This is a genomic window from Bacillus stratosphericus, from assembly GCF_020524495.1.
In the GTDB taxonomy this organism is placed as follows: Bacteria; Bacillota; Bacilli; order Bacillales; family Bacillaceae; genus Bacillus; species Bacillus stratosphericus_B.
Window position 1 is genome coordinate 1 of record NZ_JAIVLB010000015.1, and the last position, 26,244, is coordinate 26,244.

Annotated in this window: 30 protein-coding genes; 4 read left to right on the plus strand and 26 right to left on the minus strand. The window is 38.7% G+C overall.

The annotated features are described in order from the left end of the window. On the plus strand, positions 1 to 144 hold a 144-nt coding region (locus tag LC033_RS07695), incomplete at its 5' end, for an IS3 family transposase (protein WP_226567749.1). Between the two features lie 99 nt (positions 145 to 243). Here LC033_RS07695 and cccB read toward each other — a convergent pair. Together cccB and LC033_RS07705 are read right to left on the minus strand one after the other, a co-directional pair. Continuing rightward, a complete protein-coding gene (gene cccB / locus LC033_RS07700; RefSeq protein ID WP_226567692.1) occupies positions 244 to 573 on the minus strand; it encodes a cytochrome c551 in 330 nt (109 codons plus the stop codon). 48 nt (positions 574 to 621) lie between these two features. Continuing rightward, positions 622 to 1,470, minus strand: a complete 849-nt coding sequence (locus LC033_RS07705; protein WP_226567693.1) for a YitT family protein — start codon at positions 1,468 to 1,470, stop codon at positions 622 to 624. 262 nt (positions 1,471 to 1,732) lie between these two features. On the opposite strand from LC033_RS07705, the gene LC033_RS07710 reads away from it, so the two are divergent. Next, positions 1,733 to 2,074: an alpha/beta fold hydrolase gene (locus LC033_RS07710; protein WP_312887861.1), complete on the plus strand. Its 342-nt coding sequence runs from the start codon at positions 1,733 to 1,735 to the stop codon at positions 2,072 to 2,074. A 74-nt stretch (positions 2,075 to 2,148) separates the two neighbouring features. Here LC033_RS07710 and LC033_RS07715 read toward each other — a convergent pair whose 3' ends face one another. From LC033_RS07715 to degS, 24 genes are all read right to left on the minus strand, one after another. Then, the gene (locus LC033_RS07715; RefSeq protein ID WP_226567694.1) at positions 2,149 to 3,942 is read right to left on the minus strand and encodes a M3 family oligoendopeptidase; all 1,794 of its coding nucleotides are present in this window, start codon (positions 3,940 to 3,942) and stop codon (positions 2,149 to 2,151) included. Positions 3,943 to 4,066: 124 nt separating this feature from the next. Continuing rightward, positions 4,067 to 5,168 (minus strand): peptide chain release factor 2 gene (gene prfB, locus LC033_RS07720; RefSeq protein WP_226567695.1). Its coding sequence is split into 2 segments (ribosomal slippage): positions 4,067 to 5,095 and positions 5,097 to 5,168, totalling 1,101 coding nucleotides; the frame shifts between segments, so codons are not numbered across the junction. Positions 5,169 to 5,235: 67 nt separating this feature from the next. Next, positions 5,236 to 7,761 (minus strand): preprotein translocase subunit SecA, encoded by a 2,526-nt coding sequence (secA, locus tag LC033_RS07725; protein WP_226567696.1) that lies wholly within the window; start codon positions 7,759 to 7,761, stop codon positions 5,236 to 5,238. A 197-nt stretch (positions 7,762 to 7,958) separates the two neighbouring features. Beyond that, positions 7,959 to 8,522: a ribosome hibernation-promoting factor, HPF/YfiA family gene (gene hpf / locus LC033_RS07730; RefSeq protein ID WP_226567697.1), complete on the minus strand. Its 564-nt coding sequence runs from the start codon at positions 8,520 to 8,522 to the stop codon at positions 7,959 to 7,961. A 187-nt stretch (positions 8,523 to 8,709) separates the two neighbouring features. Continuing rightward, entirely contained in the window at positions 8,710 to 10,395 is a 1,686-nt protein-coding gene (locus LC033_RS07735) for a methyl-accepting chemotaxis protein (protein ID WP_226567698.1), read from the minus strand. A 33-nt stretch (positions 10,396 to 10,428) separates the two neighbouring features. Beyond that, on the minus strand, positions 10,429 to 10,809 hold the full coding sequence (locus LC033_RS07740) for a DUF8042 domain-containing protein (protein ID WP_226567699.1): 381 nt from the start codon (positions 10,807 to 10,809) through the stop codon (positions 10,429 to 10,431). Positions 10,810 to 10,822: 13 nt separating this feature from the next. After that, positions 10,823 to 11,164, minus strand: coding sequence for a flagellar protein FliT (gene fliT / locus LC033_RS07745; protein ID WP_226567700.1), 342 nt, complete (start codon positions 11,162 to 11,164; stop codon positions 10,823 to 10,825). After that, positions 11,161 to 11,565: a flagellar export chaperone FliS gene (fliS, locus tag LC033_RS07750; protein ID WP_226567701.1), complete on the minus strand. Its 405-nt coding sequence runs from the start codon at positions 11,563 to 11,565 to the stop codon at positions 11,161 to 11,163. The genes fliT and fliS overlap by 4 nt, the downstream gene beginning before the upstream one ends. 20 nt (positions 11,566 to 11,585) lie before the next feature. Beyond that, entirely contained in the window at positions 11,586 to 13,097 is a 1,512-nt protein-coding gene (locus tag LC033_RS07755) for a flagellar hook-associated protein 2 (RefSeq protein ID WP_226567702.1), read from the minus strand. 19 nt (positions 13,098 to 13,116) lie between these two features. After that, on the minus strand, positions 13,117 to 13,458 hold the full coding sequence (gene flaG / locus LC033_RS07760) for a flagellar protein FlaG (protein WP_226567703.1): 342 nt from the start codon (positions 13,456 to 13,458) through the stop codon (positions 13,117 to 13,119). A 160-nt stretch (positions 13,459 to 13,618) separates the two neighbouring features. Further along, positions 13,619 to 13,843 (minus strand): carbon storage regulator CsrA, encoded by a 225-nt coding sequence (gene csrA / locus LC033_RS07765; RefSeq protein WP_226567704.1) that lies wholly within the window; start codon positions 13,841 to 13,843, stop codon positions 13,619 to 13,621. Beyond that, positions 13,837 to 14,271, minus strand: coding sequence for a flagellar assembly protein FliW (fliW, locus tag LC033_RS07770; RefSeq protein ID WP_226567705.1), 435 nt, complete (start codon positions 14,269 to 14,271; stop codon positions 13,837 to 13,839). Before fliW ends, csrA begins: the two co-directional genes overlap by 7 nt. Before the next feature lie 28 nt (positions 14,272 to 14,299). Beyond that, positions 14,300 to 14,878, minus strand: coding sequence for a DUF6470 family protein (locus tag LC033_RS07775; RefSeq protein WP_226567706.1), 579 nt, complete (start codon positions 14,876 to 14,878; stop codon positions 14,300 to 14,302). A gap of 46 nt (positions 14,879 to 14,924) precedes the next feature. Further along, positions 14,925 to 15,836 carry a flagellar hook-associated protein FlgL gene (gene flgL, locus LC033_RS07780; RefSeq protein WP_226567707.1) on the minus strand — a complete coding sequence of 304 codons (912 nt, stop codon included), beginning with the start codon at positions 15,834 to 15,836 and terminating at the stop codon, positions 14,925 to 14,927. A gap of 8 nt (positions 15,837 to 15,844) precedes the next feature. Further along, positions 15,845 to 17,365 (minus strand): flagellar hook-associated protein FlgK, encoded by a 1,521-nt coding sequence (gene flgK, locus LC033_RS07785; protein WP_226567708.1) that lies wholly within the window; start codon positions 17,363 to 17,365, stop codon positions 15,845 to 15,847. Between the two features lie 15 nt (positions 17,366 to 17,380). Then, positions 17,381 to 17,863: a flagellar protein FlgN gene (locus LC033_RS07790; RefSeq protein ID WP_226567709.1), complete on the minus strand. Its 483-nt coding sequence runs from the start codon at positions 17,861 to 17,863 to the stop codon at positions 17,381 to 17,383. 17 nt (positions 17,864 to 17,880) lie between these two features. After that, on the minus strand, positions 17,881 to 18,144 hold the full coding sequence (gene flgM / locus LC033_RS07795) for a flagellar biosynthesis anti-sigma factor FlgM (protein WP_226567710.1): 264 nt from the start codon (positions 18,142 to 18,144) through the stop codon (positions 17,881 to 17,883). Positions 18,145 to 18,223: 79 nt separating this feature from the next. Then, positions 18,224 to 18,643 (minus strand): TIGR03826 family flagellar region protein, encoded by a 420-nt coding sequence (locus LC033_RS07800; protein WP_226567711.1) that lies wholly within the window; start codon positions 18,641 to 18,643, stop codon positions 18,224 to 18,226. Between the two features lie 55 nt (positions 18,644 to 18,698). Then, a complete protein-coding gene (locus LC033_RS07805; protein ID WP_226567751.1) occupies positions 18,699 to 19,079 on the minus strand; it encodes a ComF family protein in 381 nt (126 codons plus the stop codon). Positions 19,080 to 19,381: 302 nt separating this feature from the next. After that, positions 19,382 to 19,675: a late competence development ComFB family protein gene (locus LC033_RS07815; protein WP_226567712.1), complete on the minus strand. Its 294-nt coding sequence runs from the start codon at positions 19,673 to 19,675 to the stop codon at positions 19,382 to 19,384. Positions 19,676 to 19,745: 70 nt separating this feature from the next. Then, positions 19,746 to 21,119 (minus strand): ATP-dependent helicase ComFA, encoded by a 1,374-nt coding sequence (locus tag LC033_RS07820; RefSeq protein WP_281430318.1) that lies wholly within the window; start codon positions 21,117 to 21,119, stop codon positions 19,746 to 19,748. A 119-nt stretch (positions 21,120 to 21,238) separates the two neighbouring features. Beyond that, positions 21,239 to 22,081, minus strand: coding sequence for a fatty acid kinase binding subunit FakB (locus LC033_RS07825; protein ID WP_226567714.1), 843 nt, complete (start codon positions 22,079 to 22,081; stop codon positions 21,239 to 21,241). Between the two features lie 212 nt (positions 22,082 to 22,293). Beyond that, on the minus strand, positions 22,294 to 22,983 hold the full coding sequence (gene degU / locus LC033_RS07830) for a two-component system response regulator DegU (protein WP_226567715.1): 690 nt from the start codon (positions 22,981 to 22,983) through the stop codon (positions 22,294 to 22,296). Positions 22,984 to 23,047: 64 nt separating this feature from the next. Continuing rightward, on the minus strand, positions 23,048 to 24,223 hold the full coding sequence (gene degS, locus LC033_RS07835; protein WP_226567716.1) for a two-component sensor histidine kinase DegS: 1,176 nt from the start codon (positions 24,221 to 24,223) through the stop codon (positions 23,048 to 23,050). 221 nt (positions 24,224 to 24,444) lie between these two features. On the opposite strand from degS, the gene LC033_RS07840 reads away from it, so the two are divergent. Continuing rightward, on the plus strand, positions 24,445 to 25,113 hold the full coding sequence (locus LC033_RS07840; protein ID WP_226567717.1) for a YigZ family protein: 669 nt from the start codon (positions 24,445 to 24,447) through the stop codon (positions 25,111 to 25,113). Further along, on the plus strand, positions 25,098 to 26,138 hold the full coding sequence (locus LC033_RS07845) for an LCP family protein (protein ID WP_226567718.1): 1,041 nt from the start codon (positions 25,098 to 25,100) through the stop codon (positions 26,136 to 26,138). Before LC033_RS07840 ends, LC033_RS07845 begins: the two co-directional genes overlap by 16 nt. Positions 26,139 to 26,244: the final 106 nt, after the last annotated feature.

Genomic DNA, 26,244 nt, shown 5'->3' on the forward strand with positions numbered 1-26,244 from the left:
GCCCCCATCGAATCCTTCCACTCCAGTTTAAAATCAGAAGGATTCTATCTCCACCACCTGACAAACACTACAACAGCCATTGTAGAAAAAACGGTCAGGGAGTATATTAATTATTATAACAATATCCGAATTCAATTAAAATGAAACAACCAGTCACCGAAAGAGTTTCGACAACTGGCTGTTTCATAAAGGTGTTTTGATCCCTGTCTCAAAAACGGGGGTCAGTCCCATTAGACAAAGGTTTTATTTTTTCTCTGCAAGCCATTTTGCGACTTCTGTTGCTTGTTTCTCATCCACCATTCCGCTTGGCATAGACCCTTTACCGTTCTGTGCAATATCTGCGATTTGGTTTTCATTATATTTCTTCCCTACTTCTTTTAGGCTTGGTCCGCCTCCACCAGATAAATCTTTCCCATGACAGCCAATACAGTTCTGCTGATAAATTTTCTCACCACTGCTAACAGTTGAAGCACTCTTACTGCCTTCTTTGTTACTGCTGCTCGAATTTCCTCCACAAGCCGCAAGTACAAAAAGCATTGCCATGAATAGCAGCGTTAATCCGCCCTTTTTCATCTATTTTCCTCCCTTACAATCTTTCGGTCAATGTTATTATATCCTTGTTTACCCCCTTTTAAAACCCTTACCAAGTACCTCTTTCGCATCCATTACGATGACAAATGCTGATGCATCGATTGCTTTCACAACTTGTTTCAACTTTGTGAATTGTGATTGCCCAACGACACACATAAGAATCGGCCGGTCGTGATCGGTATATCCTCCTACTGCTGAGATTTTCGTTACACCACGATCAATTTGATCAAAAACAGCCTGCCTGACCTCATCCTCATGCCCGGTAATGATCATCGCCATTTTCGAATGACTGAAGCCTGCCTGAACCACATCAATCGTTTTACTAGAAATAAATACACCAATGATAGCATACAGTCCTTCTTCTATCCCAAAAACTGTCATTGCAGCCAGAACAATAAGGCCATCTATTATCGCTAAACATGTGCCTAACGACAGGCCTGTATACTTATTGATGATTTTCGCAGCGAGTGCCGTTCCACCCGTTGATCCATTTCCAAGGAACACGAGCCCAATACCGATCCCAATTACCACTCCTCCAAAAATCGCTGCTAAAAGAGCTTCATGCGTCACAGGTGCAATATGTCTTGTTAAAAACACCAGCAAAGGTAAAAAAATAGAGCCAACTAGTGTTTTCACCCCAAATGTACGGCCTAATAAATAAAACCCAGCGAAAAATAGGGGGATATTCAAGCCCCATTGCACATACGCTGCTTCAAAACCGAATGACTGCATAATAGTACTAATCCCGCTCACACCTCCAGCTGCAATCTGATTCGGTAATAATAGCGTATTAAATCCAATCGCCACGATGGTTGATCCTATTAAAATGAAAAGATAATTTTTCGCTTCAATCCAAAATTGAGAATGTCCCTGCTTCATGTCTTTCTTCCTCCGTTACTTCTGAATGCACACCTATTTTAAGCCCTCCTATCCAGATTGTAAATAACAGCCAAATGCAGTGCTAATGGATTAATACTTTATCACACAGCCGGATCAGCGTACTCATTACTTGGTATGAGCGAAATGATGGTATATTGAATATATACATGAGAATGAAGGGACATGCGATGGAGAAATTACTGAAAATGACTGGCATTATCCTCTATCTAGGGCCAAGGTCGAACCGCTTGCGTATGACTTTATAGGGGAAGCACTCTCGAAAAAAGCCTACTCTATCTTTATCCCTGACATGCCATTTTCCTTTGCGATCTTCCATACAAAAAAAGCACAGGACATCATCAAAGGGCATAAAGCAATGAAACATTGGTATGTTGGCGGACATTCACTTGGTGGACCAGCTGCGGCTATGTATGCAGAAAACAATCAAAGCAAGCTAGACGGTCTCTTTTTTCTATCCTCTTATCCAGCATCAGACGACCTGAAACAAGCACCCTTTCAAGTACTGTCTATATCAGGAGAAAAGGCAATCATGTATTGCAACCAAAAAGGTGATCAGCCTGCTGACATTCCAGCTCTGACATAACAAAAAGACATCATTCAGACAATGCTTACGTGGTTAAAACCAGCAAAAAAGCTCCCATAATAGGAGCTTTTCATCTATTTTTTCGTTGCTTCTAAAAACTCTTCGGCATCTGCCACAGCTAGAGAAATGGCTTCCTCCCAAAAAGCTTTTTGGGTGAGATCGACACCTAAATGCTTATATGCTAAATCTTCTACCGCCATTGAAGCTGTATCCTTTAATAATGCAATGTATTTCTCTTCAAATGATGCCCCAGCCTGCAATGCTTTCGCATAAATACCTAGCGAGAACATGTATCCAAATGTATAAGGGAAATTATAAAACGGTACACCTGTAATATGGAAATGTAGTTTAGACGCCCAGAAATGCGGATGGTATTCATCTAAGGAGTCACCAAAGGCTTCCTTCTGCGCTTCTACCATCAGCTCATTCAAGCGATCAGCTGGCACTTCTCCATGTTTACGCTCTTCATAAAAGCGCTGTTCAAATAAAAAACGTGATTGAATGTTCATAAAAAATGCTACACTACGCTGCAGCTTATCCTCTAACAAACTGAGACGCTCTTCTTCATTTGCCGCTTCTTTTAATGAAGCATCAGCTACAATCATTTCTGCAAAGGTCGATGCCATTTCTGCTACATTCATCGCATATTTACGATTCAAAATGCGAACATCCTGCATCACTTCCTGATGAAAAGAGTGACCAAGCTCATGCGCTAATGTCGCTACATTGGATGGACTTCCTGAGAAAGTCATAAAAATGCGAGATTCTCCGCTGTCAGGGAAATTTGTACAAAAGCCGCCCACACGTTTGTTTGGACGATTTTCAGCTTCTATCCAGCGTTCATTAAACGCTTTTTCAGTAAAGGCAGCAAGCTCTTTTCCAAACCCAGCAAAATGCTTCACAATAAAAGCAGCTGCTTCTTGATAAGGAAAAGTCTTTGTCTCACGTCCAATAGGTGCCCCAATATCGAACCAGCTCAGCTTACCAACCCCAAGCATATCAGCTTTCCGTTGTAAGTAATCAATGAATGGCTGTTTATGTTCATCGATCACAGACCACATCGCATTAAGTGTTTCTTGTTTCATACGGCAAATATCAAGTGGCTCTTTTAAAATATGATCCCAGCCTCTTGCTTCATACACTTGTAATCGAAAACCAGAGAGGTGATTGAGGGTGCTTGCAAATAAATGTTCATCCTGCGTCCATGCATGCTCTAGGTTATGATAAACAGACTTTCTGACTTCACGATCTGAATCATCCATTGTATTTTCTGCCTGGCCTACAGAAATCATCTGCGTTTCACCATTTTGCTCAAATGGAATGGTAATCTTATTCACTAAGCTAGAATAAAGCTCATCCCACGCATGATATCCATCTACTGCTAGCTTTTGAATCAACGTTTCCTGTTCAACAGGTAATTGGTCCTTCACGCGCTCTCTTCGTTCATTTAATATGTAACGAACATCTGAAAAGTCGGCTGAATCCATCAGTTCTTTCCACTTATTAGAAGGTATTGCAGCCAACACTTGGTCAAACAGCGTAAGAATGGTTTCTAATTCAGCTTCCAGCTTGGCAATGGACCCTCGAAGGCTGCCTGCTTTCATATCCTTTGTATTTTGAGATTGTAGACAAGATACAAATGAACCGGCTTGAGAAAGTTTTTTATATGTGGTTTCATACGTTTCAAGGACAGACGTTAATTTGTTTTCAATTTGTGTATCTTCTTTTGAAAAGGCATCTACCTTTTTGCGTAATTCATCTAATAGTTGCTGAATGTTTTGCAAGTATGTGATAAATTCTGATGAAGAACTGCCTCCCTTAAAAAAAGCATCTAAATCCCACGTCTCTTGTAATGGTTTTAATCCCAAAGTATTTCCCCCTTTATGTGCTAATTTCATCATACAAAGAATGTAAAGTCAGTATGGCGTATGTATTCCTTTATATTCATTATATGTTCTCACAATTAAAAAAACCCAGCAAAAAGCCGAGTTTTTATGATAATTTCGAACGCAAATAAGCATCGATGAATGAATCTAAATCTCCATCCATGACCGCTTGAACATTTCCCATCTCCGTATTGGTTCGATGGTCTTTCACAAGGGAATATGGGTGGAATACATAAGAGCGAATTTGGCTGCCCCAGCCAATTTCCTTCTGTTCTCCTCTGATTTCATCCAATTCTACCTGCTGTTCTTCGATCCGTTTTTGGTATAGTTTCGATTTCAGCATTTTCATCGCACGTTCTCTGTTTTTGATTTGTGATCTTTCTGTTTGGCATGTCACCACGACATTTGTTGGAATGTGTGTGATACGAACCGCAGAATCCGTCGTATTGACGTGCTGGCCACCTGCGCCGCTAGCACGATACGTATCAACCTTAATATCCTCTGTACGAATATCAATATCAATTTCTTCATTGAATTCTGGCATGACATCACAGGAAACGAAGGATGTATGTCTACGGCCTGATGAATCAAAAGGAGAAATTCGCACCAAACGGTGGACACCTTTTTCTGCTTTTAAGTAACCGTAAGCGTTATGCCCTTTGATCAGCAATGTCACAGACTTAATTCCAGCTTCATCACCAGGTAGATAATCAAGCGTTTCAACTTTAAAGCCTCTACGTTCTGCCCAGCGAGTGTACATTCTCAGAAGCATAGAACCCCAGTCCTGTGATTCGGTACCCCCTGCACCAGGGTGAAGCTCAAGAATGGCATTGTTTTTATCGTATGGTTCGCTTAAGAGTAGCTGCAACTCAAACTCGTTAAACTGTTTTGTTAAGTTCTTCAGCTCTTTTTCAAGCTCTGCATGAAGTTCCCCATCATAATCTTCCTTTAATAAGTCATACGTCATTTGCAGCTCTTCATGTGATTCACTAAGCTCATGATATGTATTTACATAATCCTTCAGTGCATTAGTTTCATTGATGACACCTTGCGCCTTTTGCTGATCATTCCAAAAGTCAGGCTCTGACATGGTCGCTTCAAGCTCTGTGATTTTGGCTTCTTTTGTTTCGAGGTCAAAGAGACCCCCTAAAATCAGCTAGCCTGCTAGCCATATTTTCAAGCTCTTGTCTAATTTCAACTAATTCCATATCCTTCACCTCATAGATGTATGGGGGTTGACATGAATAGAAAGAGGTTTTCACCTCTTTCTATTACTTATTCTGTCTTCCCATGACAATTTTTATATTTCTTACCGCTTCCACAATGACATGGTGAGTTTCGTCCAATATCAACTATTTTCCGTACCGGCTTCTTCTTCACCGTTTTCTCCTCATCACCCTCTTGAGGCTGATGAGCAGTTGTTTGACCCTGAACAACTTCTTCACGTTCTAGGTTGTTTTGGATTTCTGATTTTAGAACATATTTGGCCACATCATCTTCAATCGAAGCCACCATGTGCTCAAACATCGTATATCCTTCCATTTGATACTCACGAAGCGGATTTGTTTGTGCATACGCACGCAAATGAATTCCTTGACGCAACTGATCCATTGCATCAATGTGATCCATCCATTTCGAATCTACTGCACGAAGGACGATGACTTTTTCAAATTCACGCATTTGTTCATTGCCAAATGTCTCTTCTTTTGCATCGTATTTCTCTTTAATATGATCCATGATGAAGGACGTGATTTCATCTGCTTCTTTACCGAAGATATCTTTGACCGTAATGCCACCTTCATCTAAATAGTTCGTATTGATTAATTCAACAAGACCATCTAGTTTCCACTCTTCTGGAAGTTCTTCTTTCGGCGTATAAGATCCAACAGCCCGCTCAATAGACGATTGAATCATATTGATCACAATCGATTTCAAGTTATCAGAATCGATGACTTCAAAGCGCTGTTTGTAAATGACTTCACGCTGTTGACGCAGCACATCATCATATTGTAGAAGTTGCTTACGGGAATCAAAGTTATTTCCCTCAACACGTTTTTGGGAAGATTCAACGGCTTTAGACACCATTTTACTCTGAATTGGTGTAGAGTCATCCATGCCAAATCGGTCAAGCATCGCCATTGTCCGCTCTGCACCGAATCTTCGCATCAATTCATCTTCCATGGATAGATAAAATTGTGTAATGCCTGGGTCTCCTTGACGACCAGAACGACCACGAAGCTGGTTATCAATACGGCGTGATTCATGACGCTCTGTCCCAATAACAGCGAGACCGCCCAATTCTTTCACACCTTCGCCAAGCTTGATGTCTGTACCACGTCCCGCCATGTTTGTTGCAATGGTAACGGCACCTTTTTGACCAGCTTCCTCAATAATTTGTGCTTCACGCTCATGGTTTTTCGCATTTAACACTTGATGAGGAATGCCTTTATTTTTGAGCAGCTTAGAAATCAGCTCAGATGTCTCAACAGCAACTGTTCCGACTAGAACGGGCTGCCCTGTCATATAACGCTGCGCAACATCCTCAGCCACTGCTTTAAATTTACCATCCATTGTGCGATAAATTAAGTCAGGTCTGTCATCACGAACCACTGGTTTATTGGTCGGAATTGTCACAACCTGCATGTTGTAAATGTTACGAAATTCCTCTTCTTCCGTTTTCGCTGTACCTGTCATACCAGATAACTTTTCATACATACGGAAGTAGTTCTGGAACGTAATTGTTGCAAGTGTCATGCTTTCATTCTGCACTTCAAGACCTTCTTTTGCCTCGATGGCTTGATGCAGACCTTCACTATAGCGGCGTCCTTTCATTAAACGGCCTGTGAAGGAGTCAACAATCACGACTTGTCCATCTTCTACGACATAATCAACGTCTTTTTGCATCGCAACATGTGCCTTTAAGGCTTGAGCGATATGGTGGTTAAGTGCCACATGTTTGACATCAAATAAGTTCTCGATGCCGAATGCCTTTTCCGCCTTTGTCATTCCGCTTTCTGTCAGCTGTACACTTTTTGTTTTAATATCATACGTAAAATCATCTTCTATTTTTAATGTACGAACAAATGCATTTGCTTGTACATAAAGCTTCGTTGATTTTGCAGCTTGTCCAGAAATAATCAAAGGTGTTCTCGCTTCATCCACTAAGATGGAGTCAACTTCATCAATCACGGCATAATGAATTGGTCTTTGGACCATTTGCTCTTTATAAAGCACCATGTTATCTCTTAAATAGTCAAAGCCAAGTTCATTGTTTGTTGAATACGTGATATCAGCGGCATACGCTTCTCTTTTTTCATCTTTGTCTAAACTGTTTAAATTCAAGCCTACCGTTAATCCAAGAAATTCAAAGATTTTGCCCATTTCCTGCGCATCACGGCTTGCCAAATATTCGTTGACTGTCACGATGTGGACGCCTTTTCCAGAAAGAGCATTCAAATAAACGGGCATCGTTGATGTTAGCGTTTTACCTTCACCTGTTTTCATCTCAGAGATGTTACCTTCATGAAGCGCAATCCCCCCCATGAGCTGCACTTTAAATGGGAACATTCCTGTCACGCGGCGCGATACCTCGCGAACCGTTGCAAAAGCTTCAACTAAAAGGTCATCCTCGGATTGTCCTTTTTCCAGTTTTTCTTTCAATTCAATCGTTTTATTTCGTAAAGCCTCGTCTGATAATTTCTCAAAATCTTGAGCGAGAGCTTCGATTTCATTTGCCTTTTTTTCATATCGGCTGATCGTACGTTTCGTAGGATCAAACACTTTGTTTAAGATTCCAAGCATATAATAACGCTCCTCTATTTCATGCAATTTTTCGGCATGTACAAAAGTTTAACAGGTCCATATTTACCTACATTTATCATACCATACCTTCCATGATTTCCAAAGAATTTGCAATGATTTAGAACAAAAAACCCGCCCCTCATCAAGGGAACGGGTTTACTTTATTTAGGTTGTTTTTAGTCATGAAAAGCTGACAGTTAAGCGTTTGGCTCAATAAGTCCATATTTACCGTCATTTCGGCGATACACCACATTGGTCAAATTTGTGTCAGCATTCGTGAAGACAAAGAAACTGTGACCTAACATGTTCATTTGAAGGATGGCCTCTTCGCTATCCATCGGTTTTAAGTTAAAGCGCTTCTGTCTGACGATTTCTGTTTCATCAACTTCTTCATCATCTTGAACCGCTACATCGACAGTGCCATTTCCTCCAGCAAATAAGTGCTTTTTCGCACCTTGCTCACGGAACTTACGATTCACCTTTGTTTTGTGTTTTCTAATTTGACGTTCTAATTTACTTGCTGCTAGGTCTACTGCATTGTACATGTCCTCATTATGCACCTCAGCTCGAAGTGCTAGATCTGTCATTGGAATGGTAACCTCAACTTTAGATTCTTGATCGTTGTAAAACTTCAAGTTCACGTTGACTGAAGCATCTACATCTGACTCAAAATAACGCTCCAGCTTTCCAATTTTTTTCTCGACATGATCTCTTAGTGCAGGTGTTACTTCGATGTTTTCTCCTCTGACATTGTAATTCATGTAAAGAACGCCTCCTTTAAAATTAAGGATATGTAAACTTATTTCTACTTTTCCCTCCTTTTCTCCTGCTCAAACGTAAAATAAATGTGAATATTTATTGAAATTTGTCGAATTTTGCAGTGCTTCAGCTTTGCTTGATAGGTGATGAATATATATTCCGTTCATTCTTGAAAAAGACCAGCACGCTTTAAATTTTGAAAGATGAAATAGATGTTTTCAGCGATTGAGACAAAGACTTTAAATCCTTCGCAGATGCTTTCATTTCTTCATTCGCCGCTAGTGATTCTTCAACATTCGCCGACATATGTTCCGTCTCTTCTGAGTTCCGTTTTGCCCCTTCTTCAATGACACCAACCGTTTGAGAAATCTCCTCTGTACTAGCTGAAATCTGCTCTGCGGTCGCTGACATCTCCTCTGCTTTCATGGAGATATCACGAATGGATTCCAAAATGTCATGAAAGTTCTGTGCAGACAATTGCGATGCTTTCACTCCTTCTTCTACATCTCGTTCAACCTTCGTCATAGATTGTGATGACTTTCCCGTATCCTTGTTCAAGTTGGCGAGCAATTGACTAATTTGATCTGTCAGCTGACTCGATTCTTCTGCCAGTTTCCTCACTTCATCTGCCACAACCGCAAAACCCCTTCCATGCTCCCCTGCTCTTGCCGCTTCAATTGCAGCGTTTAAAGCAAGCAAATTCGTCTGATCGGCAATGGCGTGAATATTGCCTAATAGATCTTGGATGGCCGTAAACTGCGCTTGTACATTAGACATTGTGGAGTGGTGTTCATTGACAGACTCCTTAATAGAGCTCATTTGTTTTACAAATTGTTGAATGAGAGATGCGCCCTCTTCAGCCTTTTCAGTCACTGAAATTGATTGACCCGAAACATCGGATGTGTGTTCAACTGCATTTTGCATGCCAGTCGAGACCTCTTGAATGGCAGAAGCGACTTTTCCGACCGCATCTGATTGTTCACGTGACGCTTCACTGACCTGTTCAATCGAGCTAGACGTCTGTTTACTAGCTGAAATGGTCTGGCTGATGGTTTCCTCAAATTGAGCAGCAGAATCAGATAATTGTCTTGATCCGTTCTGCACCTGAAAAATGAGCTGACGCAAATGAGTTGTCATTTGGTTAAAAGCTTTCCCTAGTTGGCCAATCTCATTTCTTGAACTTACTTCAATCTCTTCGAGTGTGAGATCACCATCTGCCATCCTTCTTGCAGCATTTGTAACAGAGACAATCGGTTTTGTCATTCGATGAACAAACCTGATACCAATTACCAAAAAGCCGACTACGATCGCTGCGCTGACAAGAATGAGGGTCAGCAATAATTGGTTACTGTCTTGATTGAGCTGATTGATTTTCTGATCTCGTTGTTTCAGTTGTGTTTGTGCGAATTCTTTTGTAAAGGTATGTATTTCTTGTTCGATAGGATGTAATTCTTGACTGAGGCGGGTGTTGAATTCTTTTTGATTTTGCATATTAAGTGAATTAAATAATCGATTGGTTGAGGTGTAGTAGAGATAATTTTTTTCTGAAATTTGATCTAACAGATTTTTTGCTTGTTTAACGGTACTAAGTTTTGAAGCTTCCTTAGTTTTCTTGTTAATATCTTCATATGTTCGCTCAATTTTCTGTAAATTCTCAGCATCTTGCACGGCAACATATGTCTTGATTTGCGCTTCCTGCTTTTGCAGCAGTGTCTCTAGTTCCAGTGAGGTTTGATAGAGCTTCACTTCTTTGTTGAGGAGCGCTTTATAGGATTGATCTGTTTTGTTATAGATAAAGCTTGAGAAACCTAAAATACTGACAAACAACACACATATGACAATAAGCCCACATAAAAATTGATTTTTTAGTCTCATAATTTCCTCCGAAAGGTCTGAATTGAACAAAAATTAATGAATGACATACGGCCTCATACAGGCATGTATTTCATCCATCCACTTTCTATATTCAGGTATAAAAGAAGTTTTAAGAAATGATTGGAAGTGATTTGAAGGGAATGTATAGAAAGCTAGTATATCGAAACTTGAAAAAATTTGGTCAAACGAACGAATCGTCTTAGCAAAGTGCTCATTTTCAATAATTGAAAGCAGAAGGGGATGTGTTGTCTCTAAATGAAAGAAGGCTTGGATCAGATCATTAAAGATCAGATCCCCTTCTGTTTTAGCAAAATCCTTCTCAATTTCATCTAAATATTTTAGGCTCTCTTCTATCGTATATAGAAGTTCATAATATTTGGTTAATAAGATATAGTCATCTGAACGATACGCCACAGGTCTCACCTATTTATTTCCGTTTATCGTAGAAAACGCCGTCACTCGTCATTGGCTTGTAGGGATTTTGATAATTCATCTGTTTCGTTTTCTTTCTTTGAATGGCTTGAATATCCGCTTTAATCCCTTTTTGAATGGTCGTCAATTGCTTCGCCATCTGTTGATCCGTTTGAATGATCTCTTTGATCTTCTCTTTTTCTTGATCTGTAAGCTCATGCTGAATATTTTTCATTAATTCGTCTCTCTCAATTAAAAAAGCGTCAAAGTCTTCAACCAACGTTTCACTTTGTGGATTTGCCGCTATTTCAGCCGCCATTTTTAATGTTTGGTCATGCAGTTGGTCAACAATACTCATAGAGATCCCCCGATAGAGTGGTGACGACCTTTTCGATCCGTTTGAATGACTTCCTTCCAAGCATCACGGAAGTCGATCACGAATTGCTCTACTTCATTCAACATCTCTTCATCATTTTGGAGATTGGCTTCAATGAGTCTACGGTAGATGTAATCATACATACTGGCCATACTCTTTGATACGTCATAGGAGCGATTTAAGGTGACATTTAATTCTTGGATGATGTTTTGAGCCTTTTTCAGGTTCAAGTTTCTCGTTTCAGCATCCTCTTTTTGAATGGCATGCTTCGCTAGTCTAATAAACTTTAAGCACCCTTCATAAAGCATAAGCGTCAACTCGGCCGGTGTTGCGGTTTCAATAGAATTTTTCTGATAGGCGGCATAAGGGTTCTGTATTGCCATATGTTATAAACCTCCAATTATTATCCAAGCAGTTGAGAAAGATAGCCCGATTGGTTGTTTAGCTTTTGAATTGCACTATCCATCGCATTAAACTTTATATAGTAACGATTTTCAACAAGTTTCAAGCGGTCTTGGAATGTACTCATTCGTTTTGCCAAAGAATCCAGGTCCTTCCCAAGTCCGTATTCTTTCAGCTCCATTGTTGTGCTACCAGCCTTTATCTGAATACTTTTCGTGAAGTCTGATAAGGAGTTTTTAATACGGTAAATAATTCCTTGTTCTTTATATTGCTGCTGTGCTTTGTCTTTATCTTTTGAATCAAGGTTTAAACTTCCCGAGATGAACATTTGACTGACCTTTTGAGGATCTTCTTCAATAGCTTTTCTTAGCTTCTCTTCATTAATTTCAAGCTTTCCACCATCTTTATACTTTGATGATGTCGTAATACCAATTTGTGTGATGTGAATTTTATTCGAATCACTTGTCGTAATATCAGCATAAAAATCACTTCTTATTTTAGAGGCACCAGATCGTAAAATTGAATCACTTCTCAGCAAACCAGACTTCGCGGTCGTTTCCCATAGCTCCACTTCTTTGTCAGACATCGCTTTTTTTTCTTCAGCTGTTAATGGTTGATAATCTCTATTTCTTTTTTCATTGACTTTGCCATTGATCTGCTCAACGAGTTCGTTGTATTTATCAACAAATTGTTTGATTTTGTCATAGATCGCATCGACATCTGTTGAAACGTTTAAGCTGACTGGCTTATCAGTAGTTGCTTTAAGCTCGTATGTGATACCAGCATGGGTGAACGTATTATTGTTATTTTCCATTTTCAGACCGTTAATTTCGTATTGCGCCTTCTGCCCTTGTGTCGTCGCAACTAATTTGTTATCTCCATCTACTTGAAATCCTAATTGTGTTAAGAATGAAGCTGAATCACCATCAGTTGCTTTAATACTGACACCTTCACCAGTCGTTCGCGAGGTGAGAGCAATCGTATCCACATAGCTTGTCCCATCAAAAATTTGTCCTTTATAAGCCGTTACACCTAGCTGAGAGTTATTCAGCCTGGCGACAATATCATCAAGTGTATCGGTATCAGAGGTATTAATTGTCACTGTTTTTGGTTTCGTTGAATCTGGTGTAGTTACCTCAAACGTAAATGTACCGTTTGTAGGTGTAAACCCAGATGTACCAGAAGATTTGTATACAGAAGCTGTCGCAAGCTGAGTGACATTGATCGAGCCAGAGGTAGCACTTGTCGTTCCAGTCGCTGTGACAGCAGCTTCATTAGAGCTTGTCACTTTTTTTGCGCCATAAGTACTTGGAAGCGTTAAGTTTAATTTGTTAATCAGATCATCTAATTCTTTGACTTTCGAATTAACCTCTCGATAGCTGTCTCTTTGCCATTCTAGTATCTGTTTCTGACGTGTCATTTTATCAAGCGGTGCTCGTTCAGATTTCATTAACTTTGATATGATTTCATCAATATCAAACACATTTGAAAATCCAGTAATTCGATTAACCATTGTTCATTTCTCCCTTCATTTACATCCTTTTATCTACAAATAAACCGACAATCTCTGTCATCGCCGCGTAGAAATCAAGCCATTCCTTGGAAGGAATTTCTCTAATGACTTCTTCTGTTTGATTATCTACTACTTTGACATAATATTCATTGAGCTTTTCATGTAATTCAAATTGAAGATGAAATTGAGTAGGTTCTATTAGTTTATTTGCTCCTTGAATGGTTTTTTCAATTTCTTCTTTTGAAACGACCTTGCCATTTCCTTGTAAATCAGTGTTTACACTGTCATTCTGATTATTAGAAACACGGGTTTGATATGCATCGATAATTGTCTCTAGCGATGTCAACTTACCAACAGACATAGTTATTCAGCTCCTGTGCTTTAATCTATCTTTTATATCGGCTTTGAATTTTCAAATTAAATATAGATAGACAGATTTGTTAAAGTTTCATATAGATAGTAACATTCACACAGAAACGCTCTCACACGAAGGAGAATGGGTCAGTCAGATAAAAAAATCCTCACTTTTTTTGTGAGGATAATTGAGAAAGTAGATCTAAGGACATACTCGCAGCGCGATTGTTCTCTTCTTGAATAGACAGGTAAACTTCTTTCCTGTGAATGTCGATGTGCTTAGGAGCATCAATTCCGATTTTCAATTGATCGCCTTCGATCGAGATAATCTTGACTTCAATATCATCGCCTATTTGAATCGACTGATTTAATTTACGAGATAGAACTAGCATGAGGAAGCTACCTCTAACAAATGTTTTGTATGATAAGCTGAATCATGCAAAATGACCTGTTTCGCTTTCATGTTTTTCCGATTTACAATAATAGGCGCTCTTAAATTGGCTGTCGTTTTTTCAATAGAAGATTCCATTGTTAAAATAACCATTACTTCAATATCGTTCGCATCTTCCACACCAATAATTTCCACAACCGCCTCATCTAAGTCAAATTCGTATTGGTTGAAAAATATAAACGGACTGCTGACAATAAACCCTAATTCGGCACTTTTTAATGATTGAAGAACTAAAAATGGGGATTCTTCTGATAAAGGTAAAATAACAAACTGTTTTTGATCCAAAAATCCTGGTATCCCATTAGAGAAGTTGATGATTTGCTCCTCTTTAATCGGCACTTCGCCATGGTATTTTGTTTGAATGATCATAATTCACGACCTTTTTCATTTTTCTTAACTATACCTTATCACCATTTTGGCCCGTTTCGTCAACTTCTATTTTTAATTCAGGGTATTGTAACATATCAATATTTACTTTACCCGGCTGATAGTTAACAATTGGCTTATGCGTTGTTGCCTCAATGATGGCTTTTTGCGGCTCAACATCAATTTGAAGCTCGGAAGGCTGATAGTGAATTTTGACACTAAAGAACGAAGGAATCACACCGATGGTGAATTGTTTTGCTGGAGAACTGCCATTGATTTTGGCATATTCAGCAATTGCATTACCACCATTCTCAATTTTAATTAGTTCGCTTCCTTCTTCCGCTCTTCGGCCCATTCCTTCTTCAACAGCACGTTTCCCCTCAACTGCCCATTCCTCAGACCGCCTAAAAATTGATTTGATATCCATATCAGCAAATGCCTCAGTTTGATCAATTGTTAATTTCGACGGTGTCCTTGTAATGTTCATGACAGCTTTTGGCTGCTGTATCTCAAGATCCGCTCTTGGCTGCTCCACCTCTTGTCTAGAAGGAGTTGTTGACATTTGCAGCTTTGCATAGGTTTGTTGAATTAACAATCTAGGGATTTGCATATATTCACCTCCATGATGCAAAAAAGCACCCAATGGATGCTTTTTATTATCTTAAGAAATCGACAAGTGATGGCTGAATAGCCTTAGCTGTCGCCGCTAAAGCAGCTCTATTCACAACCTCTTGTTGAAGAAGATCAATAATCGCTTTTTCACTTTCAACATCTTCATTATCTGATTTAGCATTTTTCAGCATTTCGAATTGTGAAGTCAAACGGCTACCTACTAAATCAATACGATTCGATCGGGCTCCAAGGTCTGAGCGCTCAGCACTCATCACTTCTTTAAACTGATCGATATTTCCTAATGCATCATCAGAGTTTGTAAACGTTCCATTTTTTAGTGAGTTTTCTAAATCCGTCAGCATTTCGATGACATTTTGACCGCTAGCAGATTGTCCCCCAAAAGCTGAAAGTGGATTTGAGTTCACATTTAAAGTAATACCATCAGAAATGTTCGATTTAACTACATTAGCATCCGTATAATTTTCAAAGTTAAACGTATACGTGCCATCTGCGTTTTCTACAACTGGTTTTACATTCGTATTTGTCCCATTAAATACGAACTTGCCTAACATCTGAGTGTTCATTGCATCAATGATTTGTTTCTTCATCTGACCAATTTCCACTCCGATAGCCGCTAAATCTTCAGGCTGCTTTGTTCCATTAGCCGCATCAAGCACTTTGTCTCGTACATTTGACATAATATCAATGATTTCAGTGACACTCGTTTCAGATGTATCAATCCAGTTTCGAGCCTCATTTAGATTGTTTTGATATTGTTCATTTCGAAACAGAGCTGTACTATACTGAAGACTTTTCACTGCTGCAACAGGATCATCAGACGTTTTTGTAAAACGTTTTCCAGTTTGCGCCTGCTCATTAATTTTAGAAAGTTTTTCATAACTTTTACTAATATTGCGAAGTGAGTTTTGAGAAATCATACCTTGTGTGACTCGCATCAGTTATCCTACCTTCCTACGACACCCATGCCGTTAATTACTTTATCTAATACTTCATCTTGTAATGTCATTATTCTTGCGGCGGCATTATATGCATGCTGAAATTGAATCATATTCGACATTTCTTCGTCGATGGAGACAGAGCTTGTAGACATTCTACGTTCATTTGCTGAGGTAGCAAGATCAGCTGAACTTCTTTCCAGCGTCATGTACTTTTTCCCTTGTATCCCCATTTCAGCAATGACATTTTGATAGTAATCTTGAATCGTTGTTGTATTCCCGCCTATTGACAGCTTTATATTTTGAATATTGGCTAATTCCGTAGCATTCGAACCGTCACCTTGTGTTTGATTGAGAGATGCGGCAATATTATCTGTTGATGCTAAAATCACATCACTCACCTTGATACGAGCTGCCAATCCTTTATTCAAATCATTGTTATCCTCAATGTCAAAAAAGTTTTGGCCGCTTGTACCGTTTAATGTGTACCCTTGCTTATGCACGTCGTTAAATGTATCCATGAATACTTGTGCTACTTCATCTAGCTCTGCAAGCATCTCTGGATACATTCCTTTTTCAGCTCCATTTGACATGTAGCCATACGATTCAACAAGTGCTTTCACTTTTCCATTCACTTGTAACTGATCTGCTGCAATCGTTGTTGTTCCGAATTGAAGCGAGTTTACAAGACCTGTCGTATTATCGTAGGAGATTTGCAACTCAGACTTCTCGTTGGTAATGCCATTCAAAATTGTACCAGCAGATTGTCCATTCGCACCGATAATGTCGATGTTGACAGTTCCTTCAGCAATTTTGAGTGCATTTCCACCAGGTGGATTGTAGCTCACTTTAATATCAACAAGTGAGGATAACTGATCTATAAGGGCATCACGCGTATCATAAAGATCATTTGGAAGATATCCATTTGGCTCAACTGTTGCAATCTGTTTATTCACTTCCTCTATTTGAGATAAAAGAGTGTTCACATTTTTTGCTGTTGAATCGAGTTCTGTTTTTAGATTCTTTTGTATCGTTGTTAAAGAAGAATTGAGCAGGCGAAATTGGTCTACTAAAGCTTGTGCACTTGTTTTGACAACCGTACGCGCCGAAGCAGAATCAGCATTTTTCGATTCTGATAGGACCTGTAATGATTTCCAAAGATTATCAAAGGCTCTGTTTAAGCCTTCATCTGTCAAATCATTCATAACCCCCTCCATTTGTGAAAGGGCATCAGACTTGGCTCGATAGTAAGACAAATTGTTGTTATGACCTCTGAACTGAAGGTCTAAAAAACTATCTCTAATTCTTTCAACGGTTCCAACTTGAACACCAGTCCCCATTTGGCCATAAGTCTTGCCGTCATAAACAGAATTCACTGGATAAGGATTATCTGCTTTAAAGGTAACTCTTTGTCTTGAGTAGCCTTCCGTATTTGCATTAGACACGTTGTTTGATGTGACATAAAGCCCTGCACGCTGGGCTGTGATTCCTCTTTTAGCCGTCTCTAGTCCCATGAATGTAGAACCCATTGGTATCCTCCTTGTTTAAGCCTTTGAATCAAACAAAGCCCTATGCTGTGTAGGCTTTGAACTCTCAAGACCATTTTGTCCGTAATTCATATTTTCTTTATTAGGATTAACGAGATCAAATGTCAGTGAAATAAATTGAAGTGATTGCTGAATGAGCTGTTTATTTAGATCATTTACATCTTTCAGTTCCACCATGATGTCATTTAATTTTTCATATAATGAAATGAGCTCTACTTGATCCGTACCTTCAGCCTTTTCGATACATGCGGTGATTGTAGACGATTGATCACTTTGTAAAAATTGAACTGTGGCTTCAATCCGCTTTTCTTCTAATTGAGAAATGGCCTGAATATATTTTTGTTCTAGATTCAGAACCTCTGAAAGAGCATCAATCTCATTACTTTTCAGCATTTCTGTTTTATCATTAGACAGCTTTAGAAGCTGTTCATGCAATCCATAGAGTCGATGCAGCTCTTCAATAATTATTTTAACTGACATTCACGCTACTCCTTCTGTTATTGTTGTTTATAAAAATTCAGCATTTTATCTGCTATGCCTTTTGTATCTACTTGATATGTTCCGGCTTCAATGCTTTTTTTAATTTGCTCTATTTTATCTTGGCGTTCTTTCATTAAATTCGGCACCTTTTGCATTTCGATTGCCTTTTTAGAAATTTCGACTTTATCAGTTGATTTTGCTTGATTCGATTGCAACGTCTGTTTCTCATATGTTTTCTTGTAAGGATTTACTGGCTGTGTTCCATATCGATTAATTTTCACGGGATTCCTCTCGCTTTCCGTTACAGTCTGTATTGATTCTATCCTTTTTATCGACCAAACTGCAACTTAGTTTAGGAAATCAGTCGTTTTTAGGATTAATGGCATAATAAGTGTCTTTTTTCCTAGATTCGATCTCCCTTTTACGCCCATCTTCTTGGTTCATTTGAGTGATTTGCGAACTTATATCCTGTTCACATTGGCTGCACAGCTTATTTTTTCTGATCGGTTGGCCGCATCTTTCACAAGGATAGTTGATATTCGGAAATTGACTAATCTGAAGCCTTTTCAACCGGATAAATTTCAAGATTAATTCTTCATCAACCTCTGTTGCTTCTACTATTTCAACAATGGTTGATTGTCTATTACTTTGCTTCCGCAAGAATTTATAAACGATATCAAAAGAACGTTCTTCTTCTTCAAAGCATTTATTACAAACAGTTTGGATGGTGGTTTTTAAAAATAACTGATTACATTGTGGACAGTTTGCCAATTGATTCATAACCAAAACCCCTTGCGTTATTTTCTTTTTTAATATCGGTTGATTATCATGATTTTTAACTACGAATCAACGTAAAAGAGGAAACACTTTTGGCACCTGCATCTTTTAAAATTCTTGCCGCATCATAGATTGTCGCCCCAGTTGTATAGATATCATCGATTAAAATGACATCCTTTTGAACGATGCCGTCTCGTTGCTTTAATTGGAACAAACCCTTTTGATCTAGACGTTCATTTTTACTTCTCTTAGACTGCTTATCTTGATGAATTTTAATGAGTGGTTGCAGTATAGGCAATCCAATGAAGGAAGCTAGCACGACTGACTGATTAAATCCTCTTTCCTTTAACCTCTCTTTACTTAAAGGAATCGGGACCAATGCCGGTTTTTCTATTGAAAAAGAGCACTTAAACGCTTCTTGTACATCTTTCTTAAACAAATCAGCTAAAGCAGTATCACCTCGAAATTTATACCGGGCTAGGAGGCCTTTCATGAAATCGTTATAAACATAAACAGACCTATTTTTTACCAGCACCTCAGTCGAATCAGATCGTTGATTCCAGCGGAAACAATCATGGCATAATTGATTACTAACCTGTGCTCTTCCACATTTGGGACAAATAGGGCTATGAATCTTAATTAGTCGTTTCTTACAAGCTATACATAAACTATCTTCACTTAATAGAAGTAATGATTTCCATGTAAAAGGAGCAACAAATTGTCCCTCACAGATTGGACAAATCAACTATTTTCCTTATTCAACGGTAGACGATTTGCACATCTTGGAAATGTTGTGACCTTTGAAGCAGCTTCTGTGAGAATGACAAGCATAGCCGTATTTTTTTGTTTATCTACCATCTCGGATTTACTGTAAGATATTTTCTCGATATCTATAATATATTGTAGTTTCATTTGATTCAGCGAAATAGCCAATACATCTTCTATATACTTTTCACAATGACAAATCATGTTTAATTGGTCGAGATATTGATAGAGGATTTTCTTTAGTAGTATTTCTTTTGCATTGAGTAGCATATTTTGTCCCTCCTGCCATTTGTGTATTGTCAATATTATGTACCCTGATTTATCTGAAACCACACTATTTTCAAGAAAACTCCTGTGCAGCCGTACCATTCATTTGTACGATATGATTCTTCGCTTGCTTCATACTTCTCGTTAAACCAAAATGAAAAAAGAGAACATCTCCATCAGAATAATCAGGATGCCTACCTGCTCTCCCAGAAATTTGTATAAGTGCACTTTCTGTAAAAATAGTTGATTCTGCACCTAGTACCCCAACCTGAACATTTTGAATGGTTACACCCCTCTCTAAAATAGTTGTGGTAACCAGGACATCGTATGTATCATTCCTGAATCTCCTTACCTTTTTTTTTCTATCTTGATCGTCAGCAGAAACACCCTCTACATTTACATGAAGTTCTCGAAGAATAGTCATTACCTTCTTCATAGTAGAAATAGAAGGAACAAAAAGTAAAACCCTTCTCCTTTTTGTGATATGTTGCTGAAGCCATTTCACCACAGTAAACGGCAGCTGATTCTTTTTTAATTTCTTTTTCCAATGTCCGATCCATTGAAATGATGGGACCGGTAAAGGTTGTTGATGGAAACGATGAGGAATCTTTACTGCTTCTAATCGTCCGCGAGAAACGTCTCTTTTCATTCTTTTAGATGGTGTGGCACTTAAGTAAATTTTGATTCCGCTTTTGCTCATGGCCTTATGAACAGCAAACTGAAGACGCTCATCGATTGAGAAAGGAAAGGCATCGACTTCATCTACAATGAGGACATCAAAAGCATTTTTGTATCTCATCAGCTGATGTGTTGTGGCAATCATAAGCGGCGCTATTTGAAACCTTTGAGGACTTCCACCATAAAGCACAGCTATATTCACCCCTTGAAATACTTTTCTAATTCGCGGTTCAAGTTCAAGCACAACATCTGTTCTAGGTGTGGCAATACATACACTCATTCCTTTCTTTAACGCATATTCAATTCCGTGAAAAAGCACCTCTGTTTTCCCTGCCCCGCAAACAGCCCATACTAGTAGATCAGATTTATTTTTTATCGCTTCTATCATTTTTTCTGACGCTACCTTTTGTCCCTTAGACAGCTCTCCCTGCCATGTTAATTCAACTTGAAATGTTTCTTTCGTTTGTGGACCAATCCATTCATAAAGAGAGCTACATTCGGTTGCTTTTCCCATCATGATGCATGATCTACAGTACACACATTCTTTTTGACACATTTCACACAGAGAGAGAGCAAAATATTGCTTTTTTGATACACCACACCGCAAGCATATAAAACCGCTCGCTTTCCTTTCAATGGCAGGAGTTCTAGTTATTAACCCTTTCTCCTCCAGCCAATCCAAATTGGATTGTGTGCATCTGCATTCAAAGGTAAGGAGGTGCCGTGAGTGGAGTTGTCCCATTAGTTTCATTGCTTTGTTCATGTTCAATTTCACCAAACACCTTTCAATTGATGTTTGCCTATTATGTACAAAGACCTGAGCTTTCGTCCAACTGCAATAACAGAAAAATAAATCCCCTTTTTTATGAGAAAAGGGGATTTTGAGTTCTATCTGATTACCCAGCCAATACCTAATGAGCCTTCGCCTAGATGAGTGCCGATCACGGCACCAAAATAGCTTTTATAAAATTCAACATGTGGGTACTTTTCTGATAAATGCGCCAACAATTCTTCTGCTTCTTCTTCTCTATTTCCATGAATGATTGCTGCTCTCATCGGAACACCGCATGATGCATCTTCATCAAATAATTCAAAAATACGGGAAATGGCCTTTTTACGTGTACGAATCTTTTCAAAAAGGACAATTAGCTTGTTGTCAAAATGAAGGATAGGCTTTACCTTTAAGAGGCTTCCAATAAAAGCCTGAGCACCATTTAATCTGCCGCCTCTTTGCAAATGAGTTAAGTCGTCTACCATAAAATAGGCTCGTTCGTTTTCTTTCAATTGATTGAGATGTGTTAAAACCTCTTCTGGAGAAGCACCTTTTTGAATTTTTTCAGCAGCTTCTAATGCATAAAAACCCTGCACCATACAACTAGTTTCTGAATCAAACGGATAAATGTCAATTCCTTCAACCATATCGTTTGCTATGGCTGCACTATTATAAGTTCCACTGATTCCACTTGAAAGATGAATACTAATCACAGCGTCGTGTGTTTCACTTAATTTTTCATATAATTCTACTAGTTCACCAAAAGCAGGCTGAGAGGTTGTTGGAAGGTCTTTATGCTTTTTTACTTCCTCATAATATGCCTTCCAATCCATCTCTATTTCTTCTCGATACGATTCACTGCCAAAGATGACGTTAAGGGGGATCATATGAATTTGATGTTTGTCACGTAGCTCTTGTGGTATATAAGCAGTACTGTCTGTTACAACGGCTATTTTCATTCTTAAATACCTTCCTTATTCGTTACTCTTTTTTATTCTAAAGGAATGATCATTGTTTTCGTTAGATTTATAATAGTAATCAAAAAAGCCTGCCTAATCAATAGGCAAGCCACTATCTCCGAAAAAGACTTCTTATCAAACCTATCATTTCACTCAATCTAAGGATGTGAGAGAACCAAAAACAGGCGAAAAAGGAGTACTTGTCCGGAACATTATCTCATTTCTACCCAGCCGTTTTTAATCGCTACAACAACAGCTTGTGTACGGTCGTTTACATTCATTTTTTGCAAAATGTTACTTACGTGGTTTTTGACTGTTTTCTCACTAATAAAGAGCGATTCACCAATTCCTCTATTGCTCTTTCCATCAGCTAACATTTGAAGAACTTCACATTCACGTCTTGTTAAAATATGAAGTGGTCTGCGAATCTCTGGGTATACCTCGTGCTGTGGATATGCTGAAACACCACTAGTCGCTAGACGTCGAAATTCATTTACTAAGTTATGAGTTACTTTTGGATGTAAATAAGATCCTCCGTCAGCTACTACTTTTACTGCTTCAATGAGAGTGTCTGCATCCATTTCTTTTAACAGGTAACCTCTCGCACCTGTTTTCAATGCATGTGTCACATAGTTTTCATCGTCATGAATAGATAGAATAATGACTTTTGATTCGGGATAAAGCTCTACTAGCTGCTTTGTAGCCTCTACACCATTTACATTCGGCATATTAATGTCCATAATGACAACATCCGGATGATAGTGCTCTACAATACGTGCAGCTTCGTCACCGTCGTCTCCTTCTGCAACTACTTCAAAAGTAGGTTCAAAATCTAAAATCCGTTTGACACCTTCACGGAATAATTGGTGGTCATCAATAATTACAATATTTACTTTAGTCACAAGCTACGCCTCCCCATGTTTATTGTTCTACACCTGAACTTTATGGTCAATATGTCTTTTGACTCTATTTTACAATTTTATTCTGCAATGTTAACGGCACTCTAATCATGATGAATGTCCCTAGACCTATTTTTGAGTCTATGGTTATTTTACCTTCTAGTAAGTCTACGCGCTCTTTCATGCCAAGTAAACCAAAGGATTTGTTTTTGATTGTTTTGACATCCTTCATATCAAAGCCTTTTCCATCATCTTTGATAATTAATGTCACAGAATTTTTTGTTACTTCTACCTTTACAGAAATTTCTCCAGCTTCAGAATGTTTTAAGGAATTAGTGACAGCTTCTTGGGCTAGCCTAAACAGTGCCACTTCAAATTGAGAAGCAATTCTTTCGTTTTCTGTATCACCTATGCATTGGAACGTAATCTTGGTGTTTCCATCATACTCTTCAATTGTATTTAAGTATTTTCTTAATGTCGGAATGAGACCTAAATCATCTAAAGCCATCGGTCTTAAATCATAAATGATTCTTCTCACTTCGTACAGAGCATTTCGCACATTGTGTCTGAGACTTCTAATTTCTTTAAAGCCCTCCTCTGTACCACGGTCTCTAAAAATCCGTTCAATCAATTCAGAACGCATCATTACGTTTGCCAGCATCTGAGCAGGACCGTCATGAATTTCCCGGGACACCCTTTTGCGCTCTTCTTCCTGCGCTTCAATAATTCTTAGACCAAAATCTTGTTTTGCCTGTGCATCTTCCAGCAAAACGCCCACCTGGCGTAAATCCTGGTTGAGATAGTTGAGGACAACCGTGATCTGACTCACAAGCGTTTCAGAACGTTCAATGACGTCTTGTAGGTTTAATAAGCGTCTTTCGAGATCGTCTCTTCTCTCTCTCAACTGCTTTTCACGCTGTTGGATCATGGTGAGTTCTACTTGAAGATTATGTGCTTTTTCATAGGCCTCTCGAATTTCGTCTTCGCTGAATTTGTTGAAGTTTCTGCTGACCTCAGATAAGCGATTTCTAGCATGTCTCGTATGGACTTCTAGTTTATCCCCAAAGTCGATTACTTCGTTCACTTGCTGCTTGATTTGCTTAAGCTCTTCTACTAGGCTTTCATATTGTTGACGGGACTGTTCGCCTATTCTAAATACTTCGTCCTTGCTACCATCAACTGTACTTAGCATTTTTATGATGATTGAATCCAATAATTTCGGATCCATTTTGGGTGTTGTCATGGCTTTTCCCTCCCGTAACAGTGATGTCATCTTTTTTTATTATAAATGTCATTGATCTGCATTTTATGTCGAATTATAATGAAAGAATGCGTATAAATCATGAAGTTTTTATGACGACCCTTTTTACGCTCCTATCATCATAACAAAATACGCTGTAAAATTCTAAAGCCAATGCAAATTTTCTCTAGTCTTACAATTTGCTTGTCAGGAGGGTATGTCTTTTGCTGAACCGCTATCTTACAGTAAAAAGTCGTGGCGAGCATGAGGTCGTCATTGAAAAATCACGTTTTATTTGTCATATACAGCGTGCTGTCTCAGAAGAAGAAGCACAAGCATTTATACAAACCATTAAAAAACAACATTGGAATGCCACACATAATTGTTCAGCTTATCTCATTGGTGAAAATGATTTGATTCAAAAAGCAAATGATGATGGTGAACCAAGTGGTACAGCAGGTGTGCCAATGCTTGAAGTGCTAAAGAAACGTAAGCTTAAAGATACAGTCGTTGTGGTCACTCGCTATTTCGGCGGTATCAAATTAGGTGCCGGTGGATTAATTCGTGCCTACGGAAAGTCTGTATCAGAAGCAATCAATCATGTTGGTACGGTAGAATGTTGCTTAATGCGTACGATGCACACAACAATAGATTATACATGGCTTGGAAAGGTAGAGAATGAGCTTAGAGCCTCATCTTTTCAGCTAAAAGAAATCCATTATGCCGAAGATGTTATTTTTGAGACGTATGTAGAAGAATCACAAACAGAGCAGTTCATCAAATGGATGACTGAGCTGACAAATGGAAACAGTGTTACAAAAGAAGGTGTACTTATTTATTTAGAAAAGGACATTTGTCCGATAAAGGAGAAAGATGAATGGCACAACGAGTAAAAGTGCGTGTACGAAAGAAAAAATGGAAGAAGAAAAAGATTTTCAAACGTATTCTGATCTTATTTTTGCTTCTCTTCATCTGCATGGGCGGATTTGCAGTATATAAAATTGTTAATACACTTCAGGCTGCTGACAAAACATATGATGAATTAGAGCGCGGGGAGAAATCAAAGCTCCGTGATGCTGTGATTGACATTAAGAAGAAACCTTTCTCTGTTCTATTTGTCGGAATTGAAGATTATGCCACGAATGGTGATTATGGCCGTTCAGATTCACTCATTGTCGCAACCATTAATCCTCAGGATAAAACGATGAAAATGGTTAGTATTCCTCGTGACACACGGGTACAGCTTGCAAGTGATACGACAGGAAGTAAAGGAAAGATTAATGCGGCATTTGCTAAAGGCGGAAAAGACGAAACGATTGAAACTGTCGAACAATTCTTGCATATTCCGATCGACAAATATGCAACAGTGGATTTTGAGGGCTTCAAAGATGTCATTGATGAAGTGGGTGGAATTGATATAGATGTTCCATTTGACTTCAATGAAAAAAGTGACGTCAAAAAATCAAAAAAGATTTACTTTAAAAAAGGAAATATGCATTTAAACGGGGAAGAAGCACTTGCTTACGCACGTATGAGAAAACAAGATCCACGTGGTGATTTCGGGCGTAACGATCGTCAGAAACAAATTTTACGAGCAATGATCGATCAAATGGCGAAACCAAATAACATTGCAAACATCGATAATATCGCAAGAGAAGTAAGTGATCACATTACGACCAATTTCCGTATCACGGAAGGCCTTGCTCTTCAGCAAATTTACAGTGGTTTTAAAGGAGACGACACAGAAACAATTTCTATTAAAGGATCAGACCTTTATTTAGGACCAAATCGAACGTACTACTTCGAGCCAGATCAAACCAACTTGGCTGAGCTGCAAAATGAATTACGGACGCATTTAAAGCTTCCTATTGAGTCATCCATTGGAACAGATTCACAGACCAATTCATCAGGACAATAAAAAACAACCCGCTTCCTATGATAGGATCCCCTCATAGTAGACAGAAAAAAGAAAGCATACTAATCTGTCTATAATGGAGGGGTTTTTTTGGGGAAACACGTAAAAT

What these genes read in the sequence shown, in the direction of transcription:
- fliS (WP_226567701.1), bottom strand. Translation starts at nt 11,565, where the DNA reads ATGGCAATACAGAACCCTTATGCCGCCTATCAGAAAAATTCTATTGAA.
- csrA (WP_226567704.1), bottom strand. Translation starts at nt 13,843, where the DNA reads ATGCTAGTTCTATCTCGTAAATTAAATCAGTCGATTCAAATAGGCGAT.
- hpf (WP_226567697.1), bottom strand. Translation starts at nt 8,522, where the DNA reads ATGAATTACAATGTCAGAGGAGAAAACATCGAAGTAACACCTGCACTA.
- LC033_RS07790 (WP_226567709.1), bottom strand. Translation starts at nt 17,863, where the DNA reads ATGTCAGTTAAAATAATTATTGAAGAGCTGCATCGACTCTATGGATTG.
- flgK (WP_226567708.1), bottom strand. Translation starts at nt 17,365, where the DNA reads ATGGGTTCTACATTCATGGGACTAGAGACGGCTAAAAGAGGAATCACA.
- LC033_RS07845 (WP_226567718.1), top strand. Translation starts at nt 25,098, where the DNA reads ATGGCACAACGAGTAAAAGTGCGTGTACGAAAGAAAAAATGGAAGAAG.
- LC033_RS07775 (WP_226567706.1), bottom strand. Translation starts at nt 14,878, where the DNA reads ATGCAAATCCCTAGATTGTTAATTCAACAAACCTATGCAAAGCTGCAA.
- flaG (WP_226567703.1), bottom strand. Translation starts at nt 13,458, where the DNA reads ATGTCTGTTGGTAAGTTGACATCGCTAGAGACAATTATCGATGCATAT.
- flgL (WP_226567707.1), bottom strand. Translation starts at nt 15,836, where the DNA reads ATGCGAGTCACACAAGGTATGATTTCTCAAAACTCACTTCGCAATATT.
- LC033_RS07705 (WP_226567693.1), bottom strand. Translation starts at nt 1,470, where the DNA reads ATGAAGCAGGGACATTCTCAATTTTGGATTGAAGCGAAAAATTATCTT.
- degS (WP_226567716.1), bottom strand. Translation starts at nt 24,223, where the DNA reads ATGACAACACCCAAAATGGATCCGAAATTATTGGATTCAATCATCATA.
- fliW (WP_226567705.1), bottom strand. Translation starts at nt 14,271, where the DNA reads ATGATCATTCAAACAAAATACCATGGCGAAGTGCCGATTAAAGAGGAG.
- LC033_RS07800 (WP_226567711.1), bottom strand. Translation starts at nt 18,643, where the DNA reads ATGAATCAATTGGCAAACTGTCCACAATGTAATCAGTTATTTTTAAAA.
- secA (WP_226567696.1), bottom strand. Translation starts at nt 7,761, where the DNA reads ATGCTTGGAATCTTAAACAAAGTGTTTGATCCTACGAAACGTACGATC.
- LC033_RS07825 (WP_226567714.1), bottom strand. Translation starts at nt 22,081, where the DNA reads ATGAAAATAGCCGTTGTAACAGACAGTACTGCTTATATACCACAAGAG.
- cccB (WP_226567692.1), bottom strand. Translation starts at nt 573, where the DNA reads ATGAAAAAGGGCGGATTAACGCTGCTATTCATGGCAATGCTTTTTGTA.
- fliT (WP_226567700.1), bottom strand. Translation starts at nt 11,164, where the DNA reads ATGAGTATTGTTGACCAACTGCATGACCAAACATTAAAAATGGCGGCT.
- LC033_RS07815 (WP_226567712.1), bottom strand. Translation starts at nt 19,675, where the DNA reads ATGCTACTCAATGCAAAAGAAATACTACTAAAGAAAATCCTCTATCAA.
- LC033_RS07735 (WP_226567698.1), bottom strand. Translation starts at nt 10,395, where the DNA reads ATGAGACTAAAAAATCAATTTTTATGTGGGCTTATTGTCATATGTGTG.
- LC033_RS07755 (WP_226567702.1), bottom strand. Translation starts at nt 13,097, where the DNA reads ATGGTTAATCGAATTACTGGATTTTCAAATGTGTTTGATATTGATGAA.